The organism is Pseudoalteromonas sp. BMB, assembly GCF_001709235.1.
Taxonomy (GTDB): domain Bacteria; phylum Pseudomonadota; class Gammaproteobacteria; order Enterobacterales; family Alteromonadaceae; genus Pseudoalteromonas; species Pseudoalteromonas maricaloris.
Window position 1 is genome coordinate 33,673 of the sequence record NZ_MBQA01000210.1, and the last position, 24,374, is coordinate 58,046.

Here is a 24,374-nt window from a genome sequence, read left to right on the forward strand (position 1 = left end):
GATTGATATAGCTAGAACAGATACCAATCAACTTGCTAAATGTTCTGGAGCTTATATGCCGTGTGCAAAGAACAACGCGTTATTTAGCAGTCGGCTAGAACCGAACCAAAAGCCACGAAATACCGGGTTGTCAGTCATTCCTACAGCCACCCCACGTCCAGACTTTGACGCAATCAAGACAGAAGAACCTGCGATCTGTTCAACGTTAATATTATCAGCATACCCTGCCAATAAAGGCTTTTTCGTGTACGTCAACGACTCGATAAATGGCTTATTATTACGATGCATCACCCAAGTACTATTTTTAAAGACAGGTAATTCCCGGTTCTCAAAGCCAAAAGACAGAGGATGGCTTAAATCCAAACGCGCATCAAAAATTGCGCCGGCAATCCGCTGTTTTGCCGAAAGGCTATCTTGATCTGCAAAGGTAAGATTTTTGCTGTCAAACTGGGCTCGCATTTCTTTGCTTGAAACCATTTCAGCGTCTAGTAGCTGCTGTTCGATTAGCCACTGCGCACCACGCTTTTGCCCCCAAATCACACCGCCTTTAGCAACCCAACTCAAGAGCTTAGCTTTGCTCTTGTCACTTAAATCTCCATATTTACCATCAGCCAATAAAATGTGGGTATAGCGTGTAAGATCGAGTTTCTCGATATGCTGCTTTTCCACAATCGATGGGGCAAGTTTTAAATGCCTATCCAAATGATACCAAAGCTCACCCGCTTCATATTGACTTACACCCGCACCACCTATGATGAGGACTTCTGGCTTTTGCAGCTGTAGCATCTGTCTTGACCCAAAATCGACGCCACTTTGGGTCATACCTGTAGTCACACTATATACTGGAAGTGAAAGCTCTCTGGCGATTGTTTCAAGCTGAGTAAACCAGTCCGCTTGCTGCTGAATACCACTTGCTATCACCAGTGTCCCGGCCTGAAAGTCATGAGAGCCTGAGGTGGTTGATGCTGAAAATGGTGACATTGCAGCTGCTACTTTCACTCCAGCCTGTAAGAGGCGATTTGCTAATTGTGGCGCCAGGTAATGATGCCACTCTATGGTGTAGGCATAACTTCCTGCAACGGGAGCCAATAGATTTGAGTCAGTGCTCGATTCACCTTGAAGCTTTAAACCCCAGCCACTTTTTACTGCGGCAAAATCTAAATCATAAGCATACGGCATCGTCCAACCTGAAACATCATAGAACGTGTTGTCCTTAAAATGTGTCTGTGTGCTAAATAGTGCTTTTATCAAGCGATATTGCGGCTGGGCTAATGGAATGTATAAATCCCCTTGCTGATATTCGGTGTTATCAACCTCTTTGGCTTTTGAGAGGTATTTCACCTCAATCTGATGCTGCTTCAATAAATCCACAAACGCTTGAAAACGGTAGTTATCTTTGCCGCGAGCAACAACGTAACCGTTGATTTCATCTTTACTCGCAAGCTCATTCGCTTGTTGATAAAATTGCTGCTGATAATCAAGTAAAGCGCGTCGATGTGTCGTGCTGGCTTGGAATGTCGAGAGGCTCGTCGTGACCTGATTTTTAATCGTTTCAGGAAAGCTCAACACACCATACTGAGTTTCTTGTGCATGCCCTCTACTACTCGCTTGTTCGAACAAAATGCCAACCGCACCATTTACGTCGGGGTACGTAGAACCTTTGCCATAATAAAAGTCATCAAAACTCTCTTGAGTAAAATATAACTTCCCTTGCGCATCAAGAGCTTTGGCATGAAACTTACCAATCTCGTTGGTTAGCGCTACGTTTTGTAATGGGGTAATTGGGTGAGTCCTTGATGGGATCCCTGGTTGGAAAAAATACGTACTATTTGGTCCCATTTCATGAAAATCGGTCAGTACGTTAGGTTTCCAACGATGGAACGCTTTGATCCGTGCTTTTGACTCAGGATGTTGTAGTAGTAACCAATCACGATTGAGGTCAAACCAATAATGGTTAGTGCGACTAGAAGGCCAAGACTCATTATGCTCACGATGTGCAGGATCGGTTGATAGAGACATGCTCTTATTGGCGTTTGCCCATGTAGCAAAACGTGATAAGCCATCAGGGTTCAAAGCTGGATCTAACAATATCACCGCATTATCAAGGAGCTGTGTAACAGACTCGCCCTGCGCCGCTGCTAAATAATATGCCATGAGTACCGCAGCATTGCTTCCTGAAGACTCATTACCGTGCACGCTATAGCCCATCCACATCACAACAGGCTGGTCTGAACGGTTTTGGATACTGCTCAATGAAGCAATATGATCTTGCTGAATACGTGCCAAGTTTTGTTGGTTTTGTGGCGAGCTCGCCTTTAGGAGTAACAAAGGACGTCGCTCATGGCTAAATCCTATTGTTTCGACACTCAGTCTTGGACTCTCACTTGCAAGGGTATGTAGATAATTAACGATTTGATCGTGGCGCAAATGCCACTGCCCAACTTCATATCCAAATGCTTGTTTTGGCGTAGTTATTGTGGGATCAAATTTTACTTCATCGCCAAAATAATAGGCAATGGGCTTGGCCTGCAAGCTAAAGCTCAACAGCACGATAATACAGCTTATTAACCGCATGATAATGTCCTTTAATTCCGATTACTTTTCAAGCTAACAAGCGTACCGCCGATTGCCAAATTTTTACGCCGAACACTAGCGACAACACGACGAGGAGAGTATGATACGTATTAACCGAGTAATTTAGTCAAGTATAGAGCGAATTATGATCCATATTTCAGATTCTGCCCAAAGCCATTTCGCGAAACTATTAGCCGATCAGGCTGAAGGCACTAATATTAGAGTTTTCGTGGTTAATCCAGGCACCTCTCAAGCTGAGTGTGGCGTGTCATATTGCCCAGCAGATGCCGTTGAACAAAGCGATATCCGCTTACCGTTTAATGGTTTTGAAGCCATCGTTGATGAAGAAAGCGCACCATTTTTAGAAGAAGCCGATATCGACTTCGTTACCGATAAAATGGGGAGTCAGTTGACGCTTAAGGCACCAAATGCCAAAGCTAAACGATTACGTGATGATGCGAGCCTTGCTGAGCGCGTAGAGCACATGCTTGTGACAGAAGTAAATCCACAACTGGCCAATCACGGTGGTCAAGTTAGCCTAGTAGAAATTACCGCAGATGGTATTGCTGTACTTCAATTCGGCGGTGGTTGTAACGGCTGCTCAATGATTGATGTCACATTAAAAGAAGGCATCGAAAAAGAGATGATCGCTAAGTTTGAAGAAATCAACGGCGTACGTGACATCACGGAGCACGCTCGCGGCGAACACTCTTACTATTAATGAGCAAAACCCTCATTTATCGCTTAGGGTCTCACCCTAAGCGAAGCCTCAAATTTTTCCTTTTTGGCCTTGTTATTGTGTTACTCGCTGGTGCTTTTATCGCGCTGGGTTATTATCAAGATCATCGCTTTCAAATCGCAGGTTTAGTGCTTTTACTTCCTGGTTTGTGCTGTGCCTTTTACGGTTATATTGGTATTTTTGCTAATCGCTTTTCTCAAGTGATAGAAGCTAGAGAAAAACGCCGCCAAACTCTAAAAGATAACGACCCATTTGCTTAACGCAACCCCATTATTCGAGTAAAGCAGCTTCTCGAGAGAGCTGATGATATTTATATGCCAAGGTTAATCCACGCAACCCCATAAAACAACTCATCGCAAGCCAGAGCGCATGGTTACCGAGTGGCAAGGCAATCAAAAACGGCAAGAAGAAACCGAATACCGCAGAAACTAACATGCTGTTTCGCATTTCTTTAGCACGAGTAAGCCCAACAAAGATGCCGTCAAACAAAAAGCAACTCATGGCAATCAAAGGTAATAGCACCAACCAAGGTAAGTAAGTACCTGCCAATGTTATCACTTCGGCGATATTGGTTAATAAGCTAATGATCCAGCCACCAGCTAGATAAAAAATAGCGCTGTATAAAAGCGCAAATGCAGCCCCCCAAAACAGGCTTACTTTTACCCATAATTGCAATTGCCCCAACGAGCCTTGTCCTTTTGCTCTGCCGACTTTTGCCTCCGCAGCATAAGCAATACCGTCCATCGCAAAGCTGACTAACATCAAAAAATTCAGTAATACGGCGTTAGCCGCTAGCGTTATCTCACCAAGCCTTGCGCCATAGAAAGTCATGAAACTAAAGCAGAGTTGTAAAATCAAGGAACGAATAAAAATATCACGATTCAAGGTGAGTAAACTGAGCCACTGTGCGCGCTTTGGTAGAGTGAATTTCAACGCAATACCGTGACGCTTTGCGACCAATGCGCTCAAAAACAAGGATAAGCCTAATGCCGAATAGTCTGCAATCAGTGAAGCCCAAGCTGCGCCTGCTACTCCCCACTCAAATCCGACAACAAATAAAATGTCCAAGGCTATATTCACTATGTTTGTGAACAACACCAGATAGAATGGCCCTCGCCCGTAATGCATCCCAAGCATAAAGCCCAGCAACACAAGATTTAACATTGCTGCAGGCGCACTAAATACACGAATTTGAAAATATAATTTTGCTTGCTCAAATACTTCACTAGAAGCATTTGAAAGCTGAGCAATAACTTGGATCAGCAGAGGAGATAACACAATCAAACTCACGGCAAAGAGCAGCGCAATGAGCATACTGGTATATAGTGAACGTGTTAGCTTGTCATGGTCTTGCTGGCCGCTTGATTGAGCTATCACTCCTGTTGTACTCATTCGCAGAAAACTTGCAAGCCAAAATAGTACCGAGATAGCGCTAGAGCCAAGCGCAATCCCAGCCAAAAAATGCGCATCCCCCATATGACCAATTACTGCCGTATCGACTAATCCTAACAGTGGCACCGTAATATTTGATAGTATCATCGGACCTGCAAGTAGTAAGAGGCTCAGATGTTGCGCTTTATGGCATTTAAGAAATTGATACAACATATTATTTTTGGTTTGGCCCTATTTTCAGCAAATAGTTGGAGTGCGGTTATCTTACAGTATCATCACGTGAGTGAGAAACTCCCAGCGGTCACCAGCGTGAGTGAAGAAACCTTTAAATCTCATCTTAACCACATTAAAGAACATGGTTTTTCGGTGATACCTTTACCACAGTTGTTAGATAGCCTGAAGTCGGGTAAGTCTCTAGCAGAAAAAACGTTAGCAATCACCTTTGATGATGGCTATGAAAATAATATCACTGCAGCGGCCCCAATCCTGGAATCTTTTGGCTTTCCCTATACGATTTTCGTCAACCCTCAACTTATTGACGAAAAGAAAAGCTATGTCATGACGTGGGATGAACTGAGGGCATTAGCAAAACGCGGAGCTATTATCGCAAATCATAGTGCTAAGCACGATTACCTCCACCTCAAACTAAAAAATGAAACAGTGGCACAATGGCGTGCGCGTGTTGAGCACGATATCACATGGTCACAACAGCGTATTAAAGAAGAAATTGGCCACGATTACCCCTACCTCGCATACCCTTACGGCGAGTTTAACCATGAATTACAAAAGCTAGTAGCAGAGCTTGGGCTTATTGGTATTGGCCAACACTCTGGTGCCGTTGGTGTTTCTTCAGATTTTACACGTATCGCTCGCTTTCCCGCATCAGGAAATTACAGCAACTTAGAAACATTAAAAACTAAGCTCGAGACCAAAGCCTTCTCTCTACAAAAATTAGAGTACCTTGACAGCGTCACGAACAATAAAACCCCAGCAATCACGTTGCATTTTAACAATAAGGATTTTCATCAGAGTCAATTTGCATGCTACGTTTCAGGTGTTGGGCAAGCTGAGCTAACGTGGCTATCAGAAACCAGCGTACGTATCCAAACCCCGAAAGCACTATCCATAGGACGGTCACGATATAACTGTACGGCACCTTCAATCAAAGACACAGGACGATATTATTGGTTTTCACAACCTTGGGTTATTGAAAAATAACAGCTTTGGGTAGGAGCAAATTAGCTCTTACCCTTACTTTTTAACCGCGCTCAGCATGGTTTCAGTCACTTTACTCAAAGGTACTAGGCTTTGCACTGCACCAAGCTCGTACGCAGCTCTAGGCATTCCCCATACCACAGAGCTAAGTTCATCTTGTGCAAATGTTTTAGCACCTGCAGCTTTCAAAGCTAGCATTGCTTTTGCTCCATCACTGCCCATTCCCGTGAGCATAGCAGCACAAACATGCTTACCCATTGGCACAAGGGAGTTAAATAACACTTCAACGGAAGGTTTATGACGATTTACAGGCTCAGTATCATCTAATCGGCAGACATATCCGGTTGCTGTGTGTGCCACCTTAAGATGTTTGTCTCCCGGTGCTATGAATACATGACCTGGTAATAAAACATCTCCATCTTCCGCTTCTTTGACTGATACCGCACAGGTGCGATCCATTCTTTGTGCGAATGAGGTACTGAAAACTGGTGGGATGTGTTGGGTGATAACAACAGGAGGCGCGTGTGTTGGTAATCGCATAAGCACCTCTCTGATAGCTTCAGTTCCTCCAGTTGAGGCGCCTATGGCTAAAATAGTATTACGCGAAAATGTATAATTACGGCCAATTTCTAATTCGCTTTCCTGTTTTGGTGCTTTAAAAGCCCTCACTCTTGCACCGGCCGCTACTCTAATCTTCTTAACCAGTAAATCGGAATAAGACATTAAGGTATCAGCAACATTGCTGGTGGGCTTAGAAATAAAATCAACTGCACCTAATTCTAGTGCTTCTATCGTGGCGGGAGATCCCTCTTGGGTCAACGTAGAGATCATCACAACAGGCATAGGCCTTAAACGCATTAAATTTTTAAGAAAATTAATGCCATTCATTTTTGGCATTTCTATATCCAAAGTTAATACGTCAGGTGAAGTAGACTTAATGAGCTCTCTAGCTTCATAAGGGTCTTCCGCGGTGCCAACGACTTTAATACCATCCGCCTGACCTAAAATTTCTTTTAACAACCCACGAATTAACGGCGAGTCGTCAACAATCAGAACTTTGATCATATTTCACACCTAAAATAGCTCAATATCCGTTTTATTGTCTTGAGCCTCAATGTCATGTAAGTAACGCACTTCACGTTGTTCAATTGTGTTATTGTGCATGGTTCGTAACTTTTTCACTTGCGCTTTGCCACTTTGAGGATGAAAGATAACTTTTCTTGGCCAGGGGCCGCCTACATCTTGTGAAATTAAATTCAAACTTTCCTCTTCCACATAGGCTTGAGCAAACCTGATGTTCCCTTCCCCAATATCTGTCATTGCGCTAATAATTTTTCCACCGCCAAAAAGTTTGATTTTTAAATTGCTTCTAGACGCCCCATTTTTGAGTACTTCATTTATCAGATACTCCATCGCCCAGTTACCATAACGACAATTTAGGTCATCCGCATGTACTTCTTTTAGTGCCTTCGCTCCGGGTAACATAAAGTGATTCATGCCACCAATCCCCAGCTTCTCGTCATATACACAGGCGGCAATACAGGAACCTAGTACAGTCGAAATCAATTCGTCCTGCTTGGATACATAAAATTCCCCCGGAAGTACTTTTGCGACGACCTTGGCACGCCCTGAATCCCAAAAGCGTTTTACATGCTCGAAGCCTCTGAGAACAGGTCTAAACTCTCTCATTCAACTGGCCTTTTTGATAAATGGTTTTACCTAGATTTTTAAATTCTAGGTGCTCTTTTCCCATCGTTTCGGAGTGTCCGATAAGTAAGTAACCATTGGGAACTAACATGTCATGATATTGCTCAAATAGTTTATCTTTGGTTTCTTTATCAAAATAAATCAAAACATTACGACAGAAAATAACATCAAAAGGTCCTTTCATTGGCCATGGTTCTAGAAGATTAAGTCGTTTAAAATGGATGAAGGATTGCAATTTAGGCTTCACTTTATACATTGCTCCATCAGCACTTCTAAGAAACCATTTTTTGAGCTTATCTTCATCTAAACCCGTGACGTTGTTTGCCGTATATTCTCCGAGACTCGCTTTGCCCAAAACGTTGGAATCTAAATCTGTTGCCAGCACTTTGACATCCCAACCATTTGGGAAAGCATTCGCAATGGTCATCGCAATACTATAAGGTTCTTCACCCGTAGAGCATCCAGCAGACCAGATCCGAACTCTTCTGTCGTATTTGTGCCTGGCAATAATTTCAGGAACTATTCTTTTCGTTAAGAACTCGAAGTGATGATTTTCTCGAAAGAAAGAAGTTAAGTTAGTTGTTATTGCATTAATAAAATGGCTAAACTCAACATCTTGATTTTCTTCCAAAAAAGATAAATACGCCTCAAATGAATTTAGCCCGTTGGCTCTTATGCGTCTTGCCAACCTTGAGTAAACCATTTCCCTCTTATGCGGCCCGAGTACTATGCCGCATGTGTCATAGACCCGAGCCGAAATTTCGGAAAAATCCTTATCGGTCAACAGAAACTCTCGCATCGTCGTATTCCTTCAGCCAACCCCCACTAAGGAATTGATCTATTACCTAACCCTAAAACTCTTCCCACTCTTCCGAGTCATCTGCAAACTGATTACTTCTCGTGTTTTGCTGGGGAGGCTTATTGGAGTTCATTGTCCGTTTTGGTAATTGTTTTTCTGGCGCCTTATAGTTCTTCGGTGACTCAGATATTTCTAAACTACGATGTGAAGATTCATCAAGTGTGAAGAAGTTTAATAATCTTCTCATATCATTTGCTTGCTCAGCCATCGACTCCCCAGCGGCCGATGCTTCTTCAACTAAGGCAGCATTTTGCTGCGTCATTTCATCCATTTGTGACACTGCTTTATTAACCTGCTCAATACCTGAACTCTGCTCAATAGAAGCTTCGGCAATGTCGGAAATCATGTTCGTTACTCGCTTAACTGACTCAACTATTTCTTTTAGTGTTTCACCAGATTCATTAACCAGTAACGTGCCATCTTCGACTTTACTTACACTATCTCTGATTAGATCTTTAATCTCTTTCGCCGCTGCTGCAGAACGCTGAGCGAGATTGCGCACTTCACCAGCAACCACAGCAAAGCCTCGACCTTGCTCTCCGGCCCGAGCAGCTTCAACGGCTGCGTTTAATGCCAAAAGGTTTGTCTGGAAAGCGATTTCATCAATAACACCTATAATGTCAGCAATTTTCTTACTTGAATCATTAATTTCAGACATGCTTTCAACTGCGCGAGTGACTACTTCACCGCCTTTGGTCGCCTTGTCACAAGTATCTTCGGCCAACTCATTAGCTACTTTCGCGTTATCTGCATTTTGTCTAACTGTGCTGGTCATTTCTTCCATGCTAGAAGCAGTTTCTTCTAGTGAGGAGGCTTGCTCTTCGGTTCGCTGACTCAAATCCGCGTTACCCTGGGAAATTTCATCAGCACCACTGGCAACTAAATTTGCAGAAGTACGGATCCGACCTAACACCTCAGTTAGCTTCTCAGCTGTAGTATTTGCGTCTTTTTTCAGCTTTTCATAAGCCCCACGATAATCGCCTTCAATACGTCTGGTTAAATTACCAGTTGCTAAGGCGTCTAACATGTCCCCCATATCTGTAACTGTTTCATCAACTGTAGACACTAAACTATTTAACCCTTTGGTTAGTCGTAAGTAGAAGCCATCTTTCCCATCTTCTGATAAACGAACACTAAGATTACCGGCATTAGCCGACTGAACTAGGCCATTCACCTCTTTCTCAATCGTGACTTCTTTGGTTCTATCTTCCCATTCGACAACGGTGCCCACGCGTTCGTTATTACCATCAAATATCGGATTCGCGACTAGGCCAAAGGTTCTTCCGCCGACAACAATTTCCGTTTTATACTCAGTTTCAAGCCGAGAGAGCATACTGCGTTGGTGACTTGGGTTACGGTGGAATACATCAATATTCGCCCCCAAAAGATGGTTACTATCAAAATTAGGCAGGTCACGCCTTAAATCACTCTCAGCATTTCTCATCATATCTTTCACTGCACGATTCAAATAAACGATCTCAAACTGCTCATTTGCTATCATCGTATTCGTTGAAACGTTGTCTAATGCTCTTCGGACGCGCAAGTTTTCAGCTGCGGCAGTTTTTTCTTCCTCTTCACGGACTAAACGCTCTGTTTTGTCGTCCCACTCAACGACGGTACCAATCCGCTTTTTCTCATCATCAAACACAGGGGTCGCAATTAAACCAAAGGTGAAGCCAGCAACTTTGATATCTGTGCTGTATACATCGCTCAGCTTCTCAAGCAGGTTTCTTTGATGGCTGGGATTTGCATGAAATACATCAATACATTGTCCTACAAGTGTATCCACATCAAAGTTCGGTAATGATTTTCTTAGCTGCGTTTGATTGTCTCTCAGCATTCGTACAACCGAATCATTAACATAAATAATATTCAACCCTTCGTCCGCTAGCATTACGTTTGCCTGACAAACGTCCAGCGCGCTCGATATACGAGCATTGTGGCTCGCCAAATCCGCCTGCTTTTTCTCTAACGCTAATTCTCTTGTAAGGTCTTTCCACTCAACTAAAGTCGCGATCCTTTGTCCTTCATCATCGAAAACAGGCGTGGCAATAAGATCAAAGGTCAAACCTGCCACTTTGATTTGTGTGACATATGGACGGGTCAAATTAGCTAGTATGCCTCTCTGATGGCTAGGGTTTTTATGGAACGTATCAATGTTGGCACCAATCAAGCTATCAACATTAAAACCAGGTAACTCTTGCTGTAACTTAGCCTGATTTTTACGCAGCATACTGGTTACTGAATCGTTCAAATACACAATGTTGAGAGAGGCATCTGCAAGCATAACATTGGCCTGACAGACCTTTAAAGCTAGCAACAAACTATGGCTATGGTCTTGACCATCTAGTGCGTCACCATTTAATAAATTAGCAACCGCTTTGTATAAAGATGATTGGCGTGATGCATTACTTGCATTGAGTAAGCTAACATCTTTACTCTCTATCGCGGGAACAATTTCCTCAACATCCTGTAACTTAGAAAGCAGAATGTTTGCGCTTTGCTTAAGTAGTAAAATTGCCAGCACCACACTGACAGCTGCTATAACCATCGCCACATAGGCTTGTGTAGACATATTAATATTCAACATTTGAACACTAATTGCCAAGCCCACAAATATTATGGCACCCGCAATCAGAACTCTATTGTTGAGTTGACTTGCTAATGCTTGATCGCTCATGTTATCCCCCGACAACCAATTGCTCATTCTGCTTTACTTCAAGATCTAATATCTTCTTCAAATTTAAAAGTACGACCATTTTTTCACCAACATTTACAAGTCCTTGTACAAATTGACTATTTTCCGAGTCTTGAAAATCTGGAACATCCTTCGCTGTTTCTTCGTTGATGCTGTATACGTCAGACACCGCATCAACAACTAACCCCATAATTTTTGTTGCCTCTTTTATTACAACGGAGACAACGATAACCACGGTTAGCGCTCCATATTCGATTTGTGGTAAGCCGAATCGAACCCTTAAATCTATGATTGGCACTATCGTGCCACGTAAATTAATCGCACCGTTTACATACATAGGAGCATTTGGAATTGCAGTGACTTCTTCCCACCCTCTTATTTCCTGTACGGCCAGAATATCCATGCCATACTCTTCGCCCGCCATCATAAAGGTGAGAAATTGTGTATCGTCATCTCTGTCTGCAAGCATGACTTGTTCATTAATCGAGGCTTTTTCAGTGATCATGACACCACCTCATCTAACTCTTGTTCTACTAATAACTCTTGAGTTCCTGGACGCTTTAAGCCACTCAGTTTGATAAGACCACTAATATCGACAATTAAAGAGACTCTGCCATCACCTAAAATTGTCGCCCCTGAGATCCCATTTACTTTCTGATAATTCGCTTCGAGACTTTTAATAACGACCTGTTGTTGCGCTAGTAAATCATCCACCAACAATCCCACTTTGTGATTATCACTCTCTACAACTACTAACAGTGTTTTATCCAACTCTTCTATTGCACCACCATGGTTAAATAGTTGATATAGCCTTAGTATTGGTATGTATTCATCTCGTAACCGAAGCACCTCTAAGCCATTACCTACTTTACTCACTTTTTTAATATCTATTTGTAAAGACTCAACAATAGAAATAAGTGGAATGATGTAGGTATGCTTTGCAACTTTAACCAATTGACCATCCAAAATGGCCAGCGTTAATGGCAATCTAATTGTAAACGTTGAGCCAACCCCTTTTGCAGAAGTCACTTCAACGCTGCCGTTTAATGCTTGAATATTTCGTCGAACAACATCCATACCCACACCGCGACCAGAGATATCACTCACTTCATCGGCTGTTGAAAACCCAGGCCTAAAAATAAGTTCATTAACCTCTTCAATAGTCAGCTCATCAGTTGCTTGAATTAGGCCATTGGCAATTGCTTTACTTTTTATTTTTTCGGTATTCAAGCCTCTGCCATCATCCATAATTTCAATCACAATATTTCCACCTTGGTGGAAAGCATTCAGTGTCACCGTACCCACGGGATCTTTTCCGGCTTTTATTCTGTCTTCCGGTGTTTCTAAGCCGTGATCCAAAGAGTTTCTTACTAAATGAACCATAGGATCGGAGATTTTTTCCATCACGGTTTTATCTAATTCTGTTTGCTCTCCTAGCAGCTTTAGCTCAACCTGTTTATTCAACTTCTGTGACGTATCTCTTACTAAACGAGGAAATCGGCTGAAGACAAAACTAATAGGTAACATTCTGATTCGCATTACATTTTCTTGTAAATCCCGCGTATTATGGGCTAATTGAGCGAGGCCTTCTTGCATCGCAGCAAGCGTATTTTCGGTCGGTTCTTGCTCGCCTAATTGAGTCAACATAGCTTGGGTAATAACCAACTCCCCTACCATATTGATAAGCGAATCAACTTTATCAATCCCAACACGGATCGAAGTTGATTCTGCTGATTTCTTGCTAGCCTCAGGCTTAGTCTTTGTCGCTGTCGCTGAGGGTGTTTTTGGTACATCAATATTTTGAGTGTCGTTGCTCGACACTTCTTTCTTCTCACTCTCTGGTTCTGGCGTTGTGGAGACACTCACATCATCTTCAAATAAACCACCACATAAGGTAATAGAAATTTCAGCATCATCCTCAACCCACTCAAATACTTCTTTAATCGCCGACTCTGGATGACTGGTTGTTAAGTATAACCGCCAACTGAGGTAGCAATCCTCTGGGTTGAAGTCATCAATTTCAGGTATTGCATCACAAAACGCATGAGTTTCTAAATCCCCCAATTCTGATAGCTCACTTAACATATAGAGCGGTTCGTTACCGGTTTTAAACAAGTGGGGGAGCGGTTTAAAGTCTATTTGATAGGTTTGAGATTCTTGCCCTTGAGGTATGCTAGCGGCAGTATCTGAGCTAACACTCTCTTTACCACCTAAAATCTCTTCAAATTTAACTTTCAACTCATTCGCATTGGAAAGATCGGGCTCTTCTTCGGCTTGTAATGCGGTTAGTAAGGCCCTTAAACAATCAACAGATTGGAGCAGCAAATTGACATGTTCAGCGGTCAACTGTCGACGCCCGTCCCTGATCTGATCGAGTAAGGTTTCCAACACATGTGTGAAGTTAGCGACAGAAGTAAAACCAAATGTTCCACTGCCACCTTTGATGCTGTGTGCTGCGCGAAATATAGTATTGATCGTTTCTGAGTCTTCATGGCCTGGCTGTAAATTCAGCAGCTCAGCTTCCATTATGTCTAGACCTTCAAAGCTCTCTTCAAAAAAGACATCAAAAAATTGGCTTAAATCAATACTCATATCGACGCCTCTCTGTATCTATCTTATGACTTTTTTCAATACCGCTAGTAGTTGTTCAGGGTTGAATGGTTTCACTATCCAACCAGTTGCTCCCGCCGCTTTACCTTCTGTTTTTTTATCTAACCCAGACTCAGTTGTCAGCATTAGTAAAGGGGTGAACTTATAATTGGGTAAGCTGCGCAGCTCTTTAATAAGTGTGATCCCATCCATTACAGGCATGTTTACATCAGAGATCACGGCATCGAACCCTTGTTGCTTGGCAATAGATAACGCTTCACTGCCATCTTTGGCTTCCGTGACATCAAAACCTGCTTTTTTCAAAGTAAAGCCAACCATTTGGCGCATTGACGCCGAATCATCCACAGCTAAAATCTTTTTCATATTCACCTCTTAATTTTCAATACTATGGAATAAATAATGGGTTAATCCCAACTCATTTACCGCCTGCGCTAAAGCGTCACTTTCACCATGCCATACAATTTTATGTTCTAACGAGAGCAAGTGTTTCTGTACGGCACAGAGCAGTTGTATAGATGCTGTGTCGGCTCTTTGCACTTCACTAATATCAATCGTGATGTCTGATGTTTCCATAGAGTCTTGGAAAATCTGATGGTACAGGCTTTCCACATGGTTAATCGCCATTTCAGGTGGAAGTTTCAACATGAGCTGAAGACTATCCTTGTAAAAATGAGTAATAAAATTAGCTTAGACCGTGATGGTAAAAATGCCACAAAGATTGATTAAAAATCCGCAAATAATTAAAGCGTTAGAGGTAAGATAGTACAACGACACTGGGGTCGACCAGTGTCGATATAAGACTAATTGATGATCTTCTCTAGGTCAGCGAGAAGTAGTTTGTCATCGATTGTAGGGACAGCTCCAGCTGTATGTGTAGGTTTGAAAATAGCCTCAAGCTGACCTTTTGGGTTAATTAATGCTACAGACGCACTATGATCAACATAATACTCTTCTGTCTGTTCCTGATTTATTGCGTAGATTAAACCGAGATCTCTCACAAAAGGAAATAAAGCCGAATGCTCGGCAGATACCGCTTTAAAATCAGGATCAAAGTGCTTGATGTAGGCCAAACGCTTCTCTTCAGTATCTCGGTTAGGATCGACCGATACAAACCATACTTGTAAGTCACCTTTGCTTTTTACGGATTGATATACATGAGTTAATTTCAACAACGTCATTGGACACACGTCGGGACAGCTGGTGTAACCCAAAAACAACAAATTCCATTTACCGGTAAAGTCTTGATTTGAGACTACCTCACCGTATTGATCCCTTAATTCAAACACATTCACGTCCTTAGGCTTAGGGTACCAAACCACTTTTTCAGAGACATCTGGTGAGGGCCCACAACCAAACAGAATTAACATAGAGATAATTAAGATAAATTTTTTCATATAAATGCTTTATCCACAAAGAGTGCAATGAACACTATCAAAAGATGCCAGATAGAGAAATAAAATACCCTCATAGCATACTCTAAACTATTTGTTCTCATAAGCTTTGTGGCTTTGTAAATAAAAGCGACATTTGCCATGCCAGAGACCAACAAGTAGATCCAACCAGACATTCCCACTAGGTAAGGTAGCAAACAGACTAAAGTTAAAATGATGGTATAAAATAGCACACAGAGTTTTGTAAATTCGTTTCCATGCGTTACTGGTAACATGGGGACTTCGGCTTTTTCGTAGTCTCGTTTACGAGCAATAGCTAATGCCCAAAAGTGGGGAGGTGTCCAAGCAAAAATGATCATTACTAACAACCAAGGTTCTGCACCAAGCTGACCAGTCTCACTGACCCAACCTAACAGGGGTGGCATCGCTCCTGCTAACCCCCCAATTACTATGTTTTGAGGTGTTGCGCGCTTTAACAATAACGTATAAACCACGGCATAACCGAATAGCGCGGCTAAGGTAAGTAGCGCACATAACTGATTGGCGAAAATAGTCAATAGAGCATACCCAGCAATAGCGAGGCCTGTCGCAAAGATTAAAGCTGATGATACAGAAACAGAGTCTGTCGCTAACGGTCGGTTTCGTGTTCGCGCCATCTTTTTATCTATTTCTCTATCCACGATATGATTTACAGCTGCTGCACTACTTGAAAGTAAACCAATGCCAAACAAACTCATTAATTGTGCCAATAATGTTTTATCACTTTGTGGAGCTAACATCATTCCGACCCAAGCAGTAATAACCAACATACATACTACTTTGAACTTACACATGCCAAAGTAGGCTTTGAATAAAGTAGTTGCTTTTTGAAGCTCTGAAAAACTAGTTAATTGATGCATATTTTACTCCTACTTTTTGCGCCAGGCTGATAAAGAAACACAATTTCACCATTGCTAATAACACCATTGCTGCCATGAAGTTATGGAATAAGGTTAACAACAGAGGAAATTGGAAGTGTACGATTGCCCCCCCCACCAAAACCTGTATCGCAACCAAAATTAACACAACAAGTGCTGAACGTCGGAGTAAGCGGTTTTGACCAGCTCTAAGGAGTGGCCAACATGCAGCAAGTAGCGTTAAAACGGTAATAACTGCCCATATCCGATGGATAAAGTGAATAGATACTCTAGATTCGAATGGCAAAACACCAAACTCATAAGTCGCTGAAGCTTCAGGAAGTGTAAATAAACTCTGCCAAGAGAAAAGTTGAAGATTGTCACATAGCGGCAACCCTGTACAATGTGGAGCAGCATAATTGGCTGCAAGCCACCCACCTAGCGCAATTTGTATAATCAACACACCAAGAGCCACATAACATAAACGACAGGTAAGGCTAGTGACACTAGCAGTAATAGTGGTGTATTTCAGCCTTAAAACCAATAACACCAGCAATGCAAGAATACTAAACCCACCTAGTAAATGACCCATCACAATGACTGGCTGTAAATTCATCGTCACGGTCCACATCCCAAGTGCTCCTTGAAATAACACAAGCAATAGCAGTAAGTAGTAGTGACGATTAGGGCTTTTTGTTTTTTGCTTCTTGAACAGCCTTATGCATGCAAGTGCCAAAATAAGTAACCCGAGGAAACTGGCAAAATAGCGATGGATCATTTCAATCCATGCTTTTTCTGCTTCTATTTCTAAATGTGGAAAACTGTCTTTAGCCGCAGATAGTTCATGAGTCTCATTTGGTACTGTTAAAAAGCCGTAACACCCAGGCCAATCTGGACAGCCAAGTCCCGCATCACTTAAACGTGTGAAGGCGCCAAGTGTCACTACCGTTATTGCGACGAAACAGGCAAATATTGCGATTTTTATTCTTACCTTGGACATATTTACCTCCTAACTTGAACGAGAGTAGTTCAATAATTTCTTCAGATCACTCAGTAGCCCTTTTTGTACACTTCGCATTTCTTCTAAGTTTGCTACTGGTGCATACTTAAGTACAAATAACCCTGTTTTATCAACCAGGTAGAGATAGTTGTCATCTAACTGGTTGAGGTATATCGGCAAAGAAGTAGCGTACTCAATGCCTTTTTCATTTCGCTCTTGTAATACCACGAGCGATACTTTCTGCTGGTTTTTCCCCAGCGCTAAATACAAATTAGGTAAGCTATCTAGTAGTAAAGAACATTGCTTATTACACTGCTTTGGTCGCTGATAAACGATACTCCACTCAGTATCTAAAACCAGCTCTGATTGGCGAACCTCCTGACTTAAAAATTCACCGTAATTAGTCGTGCTATGTGGTATCCAGCCGATCTTCAAGGCAACAAATGCCAATAGTAAGGGGAATATAAACAGCCCTATAAACCATGCCGCGCTTTTAGACATCTTTATTCTCCTTTTTTGAAAGTTTCCAGCCAATTACTACCGCGGCCAAGGCAATAAGCAACCACTGTAAAGCATAAGCTTCATGTTTTTGCGGTGACATTACGACCGGTTGATAATGGGGCTCAGTCCCTGCAAATCTGTTTTTAATCATGTAGGCAATTAGAGGTAAAAGAGGTTTACCTGACTCCGCAGATAAGTAATCAACATCAATATACTGAATCACAGATTGTTTTGTTGCCTCCTCAGCCGCAGACTTAGCTAAGGTGAACCGCTTACTAGCACTAGATTTGATATAGACAGGTAGAGAAACGGTGCCAGTTGGAAGAGAGAAAACGGTAGGCACGCGACTAGCCTGCTGTGGCACAAAACCTAAATTAACAGCTAGATACTCATCAGTTTCGGAAATTTTTATAATGCCAATTACATCAAAACCGACTCTACCTTTCACGACTTGATTATCTAAATACCAAACCGCATCGCCTACAAAATTCCCTGTAATCGACACTTCAGCATTAACATATTGCGTGAGCGGCTGGGATGTTACTTGCTGCTCATTAGCTACGCCTAGCGATTTTTCAATCTCAACTTTATGCTGCAACACATGTTTTTGCTGTGCTCTTTGCCACTGCCAATAAGAGAGCGAGCCACATAAAAGAACAACGATTAATGCTGCCAATATGGGGGGTTTTGATCTACCTTTAAAAAGTGCACCTAAATCCATCGGACACCCCTTATGATTAAAATTATTATTGTTGTACTGCTACTACTCGTTTTTCTAAATCTATTTAGAGCTATGCTAGTCATGCTCAAGTCAGAGCAACAAGAGTCGATGGCGAGGCTATTGCAACAAAGAGTTTATGCATCAATAGCTGTCGTACTTCTAATCTGTCTTGCTGCTCAATTTGGCTTTATAAAACTACACTCTTCACCCGTTGTTACAACACATAAACAAATACAAACAGGCACAACCAAACAACATCAACAAAATGCCAATACCAAGCCCCAGCTTGAAAAGCAAAGTGATTCTTAGCGGTAAAGTGACCCTTCAACACCCTGATCCATATAACGAAAAGAATAATCGCGCCAAGTGTGACATGAAAGCCATGAAATCCTGTCAGTAAAAAGAATGTATTACCGTAAACCCCCGACTGAAGAGTTAACCCCAGATCTTGATAAGCATGAATATACTCTTCCACTTGCAAGGTTAAGAATGCGACGCCAAGCAGTACTGTTAATCCTAAGAACGCCTTCACTTTCGCCCTTTGCTCTTTTTCTAAAGCTACATGAGCAAAGCTAAGGGTTACTGATGATGCTAATAGAATAACCGTATTGATCAGCGGGAGTCCCTGCCAACCCATAGCTTGAGTTACAGTTCCATCTGGAGTTGTGAGCAATGGCCATACAGCTTCAAATTGAGGCCATAAAACGTCGTTGGTGCTGGCGTTATTACTTGCACCGCCTAACCACGGCACAGCTATCATTCGTGCATAAAAAAGTGCACCAAAAAAAGCAGCAAAAAACATAACTTCGGAAAAGATAAACCATCCCATTCCTTGCTTGAACGAACGATCCATTTGGGCAGAATATAATCCAGTTTGAGATTCTTGGATCACATTCCTGAACCAACCAAAAATCATATAGATCAGCACAGCAATACCCACGAGCAGTAGCATTACTCCACTATTACTGGTTGATTTAAGTTGAATAATCGTTAAGCCAGCGCCAACAGCGATAAAGAAAAGTGCAAAAGCCCCGACGATTGGCCATGGACTTTGCTCAGGCACGTAATATTTTTCTTGTTCATGGTTCATATTTGAACTCCTCTCGAGAAGCTAGCATACTCAGTCCATCACTGTCTTGTTTGCTAACTCGCTCTGTAATATCAAACAACGTATATGAAAGTGTGAGTTCCTCAACATCACTTGGGAGCTCCGTATCTACATAAAACCTCAAGACAAACTCAACTTCTTCTTTGCCTTTCATTGGTTGCTGATCAAAACAAAAGCAGGCCATTTTGTGTAAATACTTTGCCGCTTTCCCTGGAGACACTGAAGGGATCGCTTGCAACACACGCTCACTATCACTCAAGTTTTTTGCAATGAATTTGACATCGGTTAGCTTACCGGGTTGAACTCTAACCGAATGCTCGACTGCATCGACCTTAAATGGCGCCTGGCTTTGACTATGCGTTGTGAAGCTCACATCTACTTGTCGACTTTGTGCAATTGACTCGCTCTGCTTTGCGATTTCCATGGATGGCTTACCATTTAGGCCTGTGACATCACAAAAAACGTCATATAGAGGAACCAGTGCAAAGGCAAAAGCAAACATACCTAGCGTCAACAAAATAAGCTTCTTAAGCAGGCGACCATGTTGCATTACTTAATCTCCGGTGGCGTTGAAAAGGTATGATAAGGAGCCGGAGATGGTACTTGCCACTCTAATCCCTCAGCCCCATCCCATACTTTCCCAGAGGCCTGCTCTCCACCTTTTATACATTTATAAACCACTGCAACAAACAACAGTTGAGAAAGACCGAATGCAAACCCTCCGATACTAATGATCGCGTTAAAATCAGCGAACTGTAGAGCATAATCAGGGATCCGCCTTGGCATGCCAGCAAGACCAACAAAGTGCATTGGGAAAAACAATACGTTCACACTAACCAAGGAGAGCCAAAAGTGAAATTTAGCCAATTTGATATCAAACATGTGCCCTGTCCACTTTGGTAACCAATAATATGCGGCGGCCATTATTGAGAATATAGCTCCCGTAACTAACACGTAATGGAAATGCGCGACAACGAAGTAGGTATCGTGATATTGGAAATCTGCAGGCGTAATTGCTAACATCAAACCGGAAAATCCGCCAATTGTGAAAAGTACGATAAACGCAATGGCAAAAAGCATGGGTACCTCAAAACTAATAGCACCTCGCCACATTGTCGCTACCCAATTAAAAACCTTAACGCCAGTGGGCACTGATATGAGCATAGTTGCATACATAAAAAACAACTCACCAGCTAAAGGCATGCCCGTAGTAAACATATGATGAGCCCAAACGACGAACGATAACAGAGCGATTGAAGCGGTTGCATAAACCATTGATGCATAGCCAAACAGTTTCTTTCTTGAAAATGTCGGTACTATCGTAGAAATTATGCCGAAGGCAGGTAATATCATGATGTACACTTCAGGATGACCAAAGAACCAGAATATATGCTGGAACATAACAGGATCACCACCACCTGCTGCATCAAAAAAGCTCGTTCCAAAGAACTTATCAGTCAATACCATAGTCACAGCGCCAGCGAGTACGGGCATAACAGCAATCAGAAGAAATGCAGTTATCAGCCAAGTCCAGACAAACAAAGGTAACTTCATCCATGTCATACCTGGAGCTCTAAGATTGACGATGGTCACGATAACGTTGATAGCACCCATAATAGAGCTAATTCCCATTATATGGATCGCAAAAACAAAAAATGCAGTATTGTCATTGCTGTACGTTGTAGATAGTGGCGCATAAAAAGTCCAACCGAAAGCAGGCCCGCCGCCTTCCAAAAATAACGACATCAGTAAAATTGCAAATGCAAAGGGTAGTATCCAAAAACTCCAGTTATTCATTCTCGGTAACGCCATATCAGGAGCACCAATCATCATTGGGATCATCCAGTTGGCAAGACCAGTAAATGCGGGCATTACTGCGCCAAATACCATTATTAGTCCATGTACTGTCGTCATTTGATTAAAAAAATGCGGATCTACAAGCTGTAACCCAGGTTGGAAAAGCTCGGCGCGGATCACCATCGCCATAGCACCACCAATTAAAAACATGGTTAGTGAGAACAATAAATACAGTGTTCCAATGTCTTTATGATTGGTAGTAAACAGCCAGCGCTTGAAGCCTTTTGGAGCTGTATGGTGTGAATGTTCTTCTACGATGGCACTCATTACTTACCCTCCTCTAATGCATCTATCTCACGCTGTATTTGGCTTGGCTGAATAACATCGCCGGTGTCATTACCCCAGCTATTTCTTTTATAGGTGATAACTCCCGCAATCTGCTTGATTGTTAATTGCTTTGCGAAAGATTGCATAGCAGTTCCTGGTCGACCTAAAAGTAGAATATCTATATGAGCTTTAATATCTCCAGTGACGACTTTACTCCCTTTCATTGCAGGGAAGACACCTGGTAGCCCAAGCCCAGTTGGTTGATGGCAAGCTGCGCAATAAGCCATGTAAGTTTGTTCACCAACCTCCATTAACTCTTCTTTCGAAAGGGTTTGTTGGGCAACTGCTTGTGACTCAGCCTCTGCTTTTGCTTTTTCAGCTTTAGCATCGTTGAGCCAACTATCAAATTTATCAGGGCTTACGGCCTCGACGACGACAGGCATAAAGCCATGATCTTTGCCACATAATTCAGCACATTGGCCTCTGTAAATTCCTTCATCGTTTACCTTTGTCCATGCCTCATTTATAAAGCCCGGATTGGCATCCTTCTTCACCGCAAAATCGGGCACCCACCAAGAATGGATGACATCATCTGAGGTCATTAAAAAGCGAACTTTCCTATCGGTGGGAATAACTAAATGCTTATCAACTTCAAGCAGGTAATTTTCATTTTTTTCTTTAAGATCACTAATTTCATCTTTCGAAGTAGAGAGCAAAGAATAGAACTCAACATCATGCCCCATATACTCATAGTGCCATTTCCACTGAGAGCCTGTGACCTTAATGGTCAGATCAGCTTTACTCGTGTCTTCCATAGCAATAAGCGTTTTTGTGGCAGGTATTGCCATACCAATGAGTATCAGGAAAGGAATTGCAGTCCAAAGTATTTCCACTTTGGTGCTTTCATGAAATTGCGCTGCAACAACGCCTTTTGACTTTCTGTGTTTTATAAGCGCCCAAAACATAACCCCAAATACAATAACCCCAATGACGCAACATATTAGAAATATGGTCATGTGAAGCTCATACACTTGATGACTAATGTCTGTAACACCTTGCCTCATATTGTAAGCGCTGTTAGCAAGTGAGGGCATGGCGATTAGCACTGCGATGAATGCTACAACTAATCGACAAATTTTCATTTGACGTCTCCTTCAAGACAACTCGCGGTTGTCTTTTGTTATTATTGGATGACTGTCATATTGTCTATTTGTACATAGACTTACTGCACGACTATTAACCAATTAGTCAAAAAACAAACAAATTGCAAGATTTTTGAGAAGACCGACTTTAGAATCAAAACTGGGGACTATAGGGGGTAAAACAAAGAATGATGAAAAATAGTGTATAAAGATCAGAAAACTAAAAATATTACTAAATGATTAAAGTCACTATAATCATCCTACTTTCACATAGTTAGAAAAGTTAATTACCACTTTTTAAACAAAATATAGTTAAAGCAAGCGCAACTTTATATTTGACGCTACGCTCGCTCTCATAAACTACATCCAGTCAGCACTTCGGATAACGCCGACGGCTAACCCTTCAATGGAGAAATTTTGATGCTCAAGATCCACTTCAATCGCTTTAAACTCTTCATTCTCAGCATGCAATAAAACTTTCTTTCCTTTCTTTTCAAAGCGTTTAACAGTCACGTCCTCTTCTACACGAGCCACTATCACTTGGCCATTTTCAGCCAATTGAGTCCTGTGAACAGCTAGAAGATCACCATCCATAATGCCAATATCCTTCATGCTCATACCATTAACTCTCAAAAGATAATCAGCATTAGGTTTAAAAAAACTCGCATCTACATTAAAGTGGCTTTCCACATGTTGCTCTGCCAGGATAGGCTCGCCAGCAGCAACACGGCCAATAATAGGTAAACCAAGTTGTTCGGATTCATCCTCTACAAGTCGAATCCCTCGGCTTGCACCAGGAACCATTTCGATAACTCCCTTTTTTGCAAGCGCCTTAAGATGTTCTTCCGCTGCATTTGCACTCTTAAAACCCAAAGCATCTGCTATTTCTGCACGAGTTGGAGGCATGCCAGTATCTTTTATGAATACTTTTATTAATTCAAAGATTTGTTCTTGTCGTTTTGTTAGAGGACGCATTAACTGGTGTTCCATACAGTGGTTTATTTACTGTAAGTATATACAGCTCAAAAAAAATCGCAAATGTTTCTTTATTCGACATATTTTAAGTGTATTTGCTGATAGCATTAATTAGAGCAGCATTAAGCAAGAAACGAAGTCTGTGCCTCAGAGCTTAACCTACGACTCTACGTAATAAGAAATAGATTATTAAGATTTAGGGCTGATAAACCACCTCCCACTATGTTGCACTATGCTGATACTGTGGTGGGAGCGAGTTCACCTCGCGATGTGTTGATTGGCTTGCGAGGTTTTCTATATCTCAAATCTCTACACCCCAGACAGCAAAAAACCCGTCGCATTGCTGCAACGGGTTTTGATGTACATGGATGTTCGAATGTCGATGAAGTTCATGGATGAACGCTTTTCATCAACCTCTTATTTGGCCCTGGCTCGCTACGAAGTAGGATGTTCTCATTTTTTAAATAGAGAGTCACATGGGTAATCCACACTATCATCGACTGGAAACCTTAATTGCAAGCCATCGGTGGGTAAACCACCTACCATGTTGCACTGTGCTTATACTGTGGTGGGAGTGGAGCGCATTTACTTAGGTTTAGAAAACCTCGCGATGTGTTGATTGCCTTGCGAGGTTTTATATCTCTCAAATCTCTATATCCCAGACAGCAAAAAACCCGTCGCATCTCTGCAACGGGTTTCTCTATTTGGCCCTGGCGATGTTC

24 protein-coding genes are annotated in these 24,374 nt (G+C 42.1%); 4 read left to right on the forward strand and 20 right to left on the reverse strand.

Annotation, left to right across the window (positions count from 1 at the left end; translation table 11 throughout):
• Window positions 1-51 precede the first annotated feature (51 nt).
• The gene (locus BB427_RS22120) at window positions 52-2,574 is read right to left on the reverse strand and encodes a M14 metallopeptidase family protein (protein ID WP_069023324.1); all 2,523 of its coding nucleotides are present in this window, start codon (window positions 2,572-2,574) and stop codon (window positions 52-54) included.
• Between the two features lie 145 nt (window positions 2,575-2,719).
• Between BB427_RS22120 and nfuA the strand changes: the two genes are divergently transcribed.
• A complete protein-coding gene (gene nfuA, locus BB427_RS22125) occupies window positions 2,720-3,295 on the forward strand; it encodes a Fe-S biogenesis protein NfuA (protein WP_010378467.1) in 576 nt (191 codons plus the stop codon).
• On the forward strand, window positions 3,295-3,573 hold the full coding sequence (locus BB427_RS22130) for a hypothetical protein (RefSeq protein WP_039490877.1): 279 nt from the start codon (window positions 3,295-3,297) through the stop codon (window positions 3,571-3,573). Before nfuA ends, BB427_RS22130 begins: the two co-directional genes overlap by 1 nt.
• A 10-nt stretch (window positions 3,574-3,583) precedes the next feature.
• Here the strand turns inward: BB427_RS22130 and BB427_RS22135 are convergent, their stop codons facing one another.
• Window positions 3,584-4,852 carry an MATE family efflux transporter gene (locus BB427_RS22135; RefSeq protein ID WP_069023325.1) on the reverse strand — a complete coding sequence of 423 codons (1,269 nt, stop codon included), beginning with the start codon at window positions 4,850-4,852 and terminating at the stop codon, window positions 3,584-3,586.
• Window positions 4,853-4,879: 27 nt separating this feature from the next.
• On the opposite strand from BB427_RS22135, the gene BB427_RS22140 reads away from it, so the two are divergent.
• Window positions 4,880-5,923: a polysaccharide deacetylase family protein gene (locus BB427_RS22140; RefSeq protein ID WP_069023327.1), complete on the forward strand. Its 1,044-nt coding sequence runs from the start codon at window positions 4,880-4,882 to the stop codon at window positions 5,921-5,923.
• Between the two features lie 33 nt (window positions 5,924-5,956).
• On the opposite strand, the gene BB427_RS22145 is transcribed toward BB427_RS22140, so the two are convergent.
• The 13 genes from BB427_RS22145 to BB427_RS22205 all read right to left on the reverse strand — a co-directional run bounded on the left by BB427_RS22145 (window position 5,957) and on the right by BB427_RS22205 (window position 18,303).
• Window positions 5,957-6,985, reverse strand: a complete 1,029-nt coding sequence (locus BB427_RS22145; protein ID WP_069023329.1) for a protein-glutamate methylesterase/protein-glutamine glutaminase — start codon at window positions 6,983-6,985, stop codon at window positions 5,957-5,959.
• 9 nt (window positions 6,986-6,994) lie between these two features.
• Entirely contained in the window at window positions 6,995-7,609 is a 615-nt protein-coding gene (cheD, locus tag BB427_RS22150) for a chemoreceptor glutamine deamidase CheD (protein WP_039490868.1), read from the reverse strand.
• A complete protein-coding gene (locus tag BB427_RS22155; protein ID WP_069023331.1) occupies window positions 7,596-8,426 on the reverse strand; it encodes a CheR family methyltransferase in 831 nt (276 codons plus the stop codon). The genes cheD and BB427_RS22155 overlap by 14 nt, the downstream gene beginning before the upstream one ends.
• 52 nt (window positions 8,427-8,478) lie before the next feature.
• The gene (locus BB427_RS22160) at window positions 8,479-11,166 is read right to left on the reverse strand and encodes a methyl-accepting chemotaxis protein (protein WP_069023332.1); all 2,688 of its coding nucleotides are present in this window, start codon (window positions 11,164-11,166) and stop codon (window positions 8,479-8,481) included.
• A gap of 1 nt (window position 11,167) precedes the next feature.
• On the reverse strand, window positions 11,168-11,689 hold the full coding sequence (locus BB427_RS22165) for a chemotaxis protein CheW (protein ID WP_039490862.1): 522 nt from the start codon (window positions 11,687-11,689) through the stop codon (window positions 11,168-11,170).
• Entirely contained in the window at window positions 11,686-13,776 is a 2,091-nt protein-coding gene (locus tag BB427_RS22170) for a chemotaxis protein CheA (RefSeq protein ID WP_069023334.1), read from the reverse strand. The genes BB427_RS22165 and BB427_RS22170 overlap by 4 nt, the downstream gene beginning before the upstream one ends.
• Window positions 13,777-13,794: 18 nt before the next feature.
• Window positions 13,795-14,157 (reverse strand): response regulator, encoded by a 363-nt coding sequence (locus BB427_RS22175; protein WP_010378447.1) that lies wholly within the window; start codon window positions 14,155-14,157, stop codon window positions 13,795-13,797.
• 9 nt (window positions 14,158-14,166) lie between these two features.
• Window positions 14,167-14,439: an STAS domain-containing protein gene (locus tag BB427_RS22180; protein WP_010604348.1), complete on the reverse strand. Its 273-nt coding sequence runs from the start codon at window positions 14,437-14,439 to the stop codon at window positions 14,167-14,169.
• 155 nt (window positions 14,440-14,594) lie between these two features.
• Entirely contained in the window at window positions 14,595-15,188 is a 594-nt protein-coding gene (locus tag BB427_RS22185) for an SCO family protein (RefSeq protein ID WP_069023336.1), read from the reverse strand.
• Window positions 15,185-16,084: a heme o synthase gene (gene cyoE, locus BB427_RS22190; RefSeq protein WP_069023337.1), complete on the reverse strand. Its 900-nt coding sequence runs from the start codon at window positions 16,082-16,084 to the stop codon at window positions 15,185-15,187. The genes BB427_RS22185 and cyoE overlap by 4 nt, the downstream gene beginning before the upstream one ends.
• Window positions 16,068-17,081 (reverse strand): COX15/CtaA family protein, encoded by a 1,014-nt coding sequence (locus BB427_RS22195; RefSeq protein ID WP_069023339.1) that lies wholly within the window; start codon window positions 17,079-17,081, stop codon window positions 16,068-16,070. Before BB427_RS22195 ends, cyoE begins: the two co-directional genes overlap by 17 nt.
• A gap of 9 nt (window positions 17,082-17,090) precedes the next feature.
• Window positions 17,091-17,582, reverse strand: a complete 492-nt coding sequence (locus tag BB427_RS22200) for a transmembrane cytochrome oxidase associated protein (protein WP_069023341.1) — start codon at window positions 17,580-17,582, stop codon at window positions 17,091-17,093.
• Entirely contained in the window at window positions 17,575-18,303 is a 729-nt protein-coding gene (locus BB427_RS22205; protein WP_069023342.1) for an SURF1 family protein, read from the reverse strand. The genes BB427_RS22200 and BB427_RS22205 overlap by 8 nt, the downstream gene beginning before the upstream one ends.
• A gap of 12 nt (window positions 18,304-18,315) precedes the next feature.
• On the opposite strand from BB427_RS22205, the gene BB427_RS24915 reads away from it, so the two are divergent.
• Window positions 18,316-18,612, forward strand: a complete 297-nt coding sequence (locus tag BB427_RS24915) for a DUF2909 family protein (protein ID WP_081629166.1) — start codon at window positions 18,316-18,318, stop codon at window positions 18,610-18,612.
• On the opposite strand, the gene BB427_RS22210 is transcribed toward BB427_RS24915, so the two are convergent.
• The 5 genes from BB427_RS22210 to lexA form a co-directional block, all read right to left on the reverse strand.
• The gene (locus BB427_RS22210; protein WP_069023343.1) at window positions 18,518-19,393 is read right to left on the reverse strand and encodes a cytochrome c oxidase subunit 3; all 876 of its coding nucleotides are present in this window, start codon (window positions 19,391-19,393) and stop codon (window positions 18,518-18,520) included. The two genes, BB427_RS24915 and BB427_RS22210, sit on opposite strands and share 95 nt — an antisense overlap.
• Window positions 19,383-19,961, reverse strand: a complete 579-nt coding sequence (locus BB427_RS22215; RefSeq protein ID WP_045988253.1) for a cytochrome c oxidase assembly protein — start codon at window positions 19,959-19,961, stop codon at window positions 19,383-19,385. Before BB427_RS22215 ends, BB427_RS22210 begins: the two co-directional genes overlap by 11 nt.
• The gene (ctaD, locus tag BB427_RS22220) at window positions 19,961-21,535 is read right to left on the reverse strand and encodes a cytochrome c oxidase subunit I (protein ID WP_069023344.1); all 1,575 of its coding nucleotides are present in this window, start codon (window positions 21,533-21,535) and stop codon (window positions 19,961-19,963) included. The genes BB427_RS22215 and ctaD overlap by 1 nt, the downstream gene beginning before the upstream one ends.
• On the reverse strand, window positions 21,535-22,677 hold the full coding sequence (coxB, locus tag BB427_RS22225; protein WP_069023345.1) for a cytochrome c oxidase subunit II: 1,143 nt from the start codon (window positions 22,675-22,677) through the stop codon (window positions 21,535-21,537). Before coxB ends, ctaD begins: the two co-directional genes overlap by 1 nt.
• Before the next feature lie 360 nt (window positions 22,678-23,037).
• Complete coding sequence (lexA, locus tag BB427_RS22230; RefSeq protein WP_045988250.1) at window positions 23,038-23,652, reverse strand: transcriptional repressor LexA; 615 nt, start codon at window positions 23,650-23,652, stop codon at window positions 23,038-23,040.
• Between the last annotated feature and the right edge of the window lie 722 nt (window positions 23,653-24,374).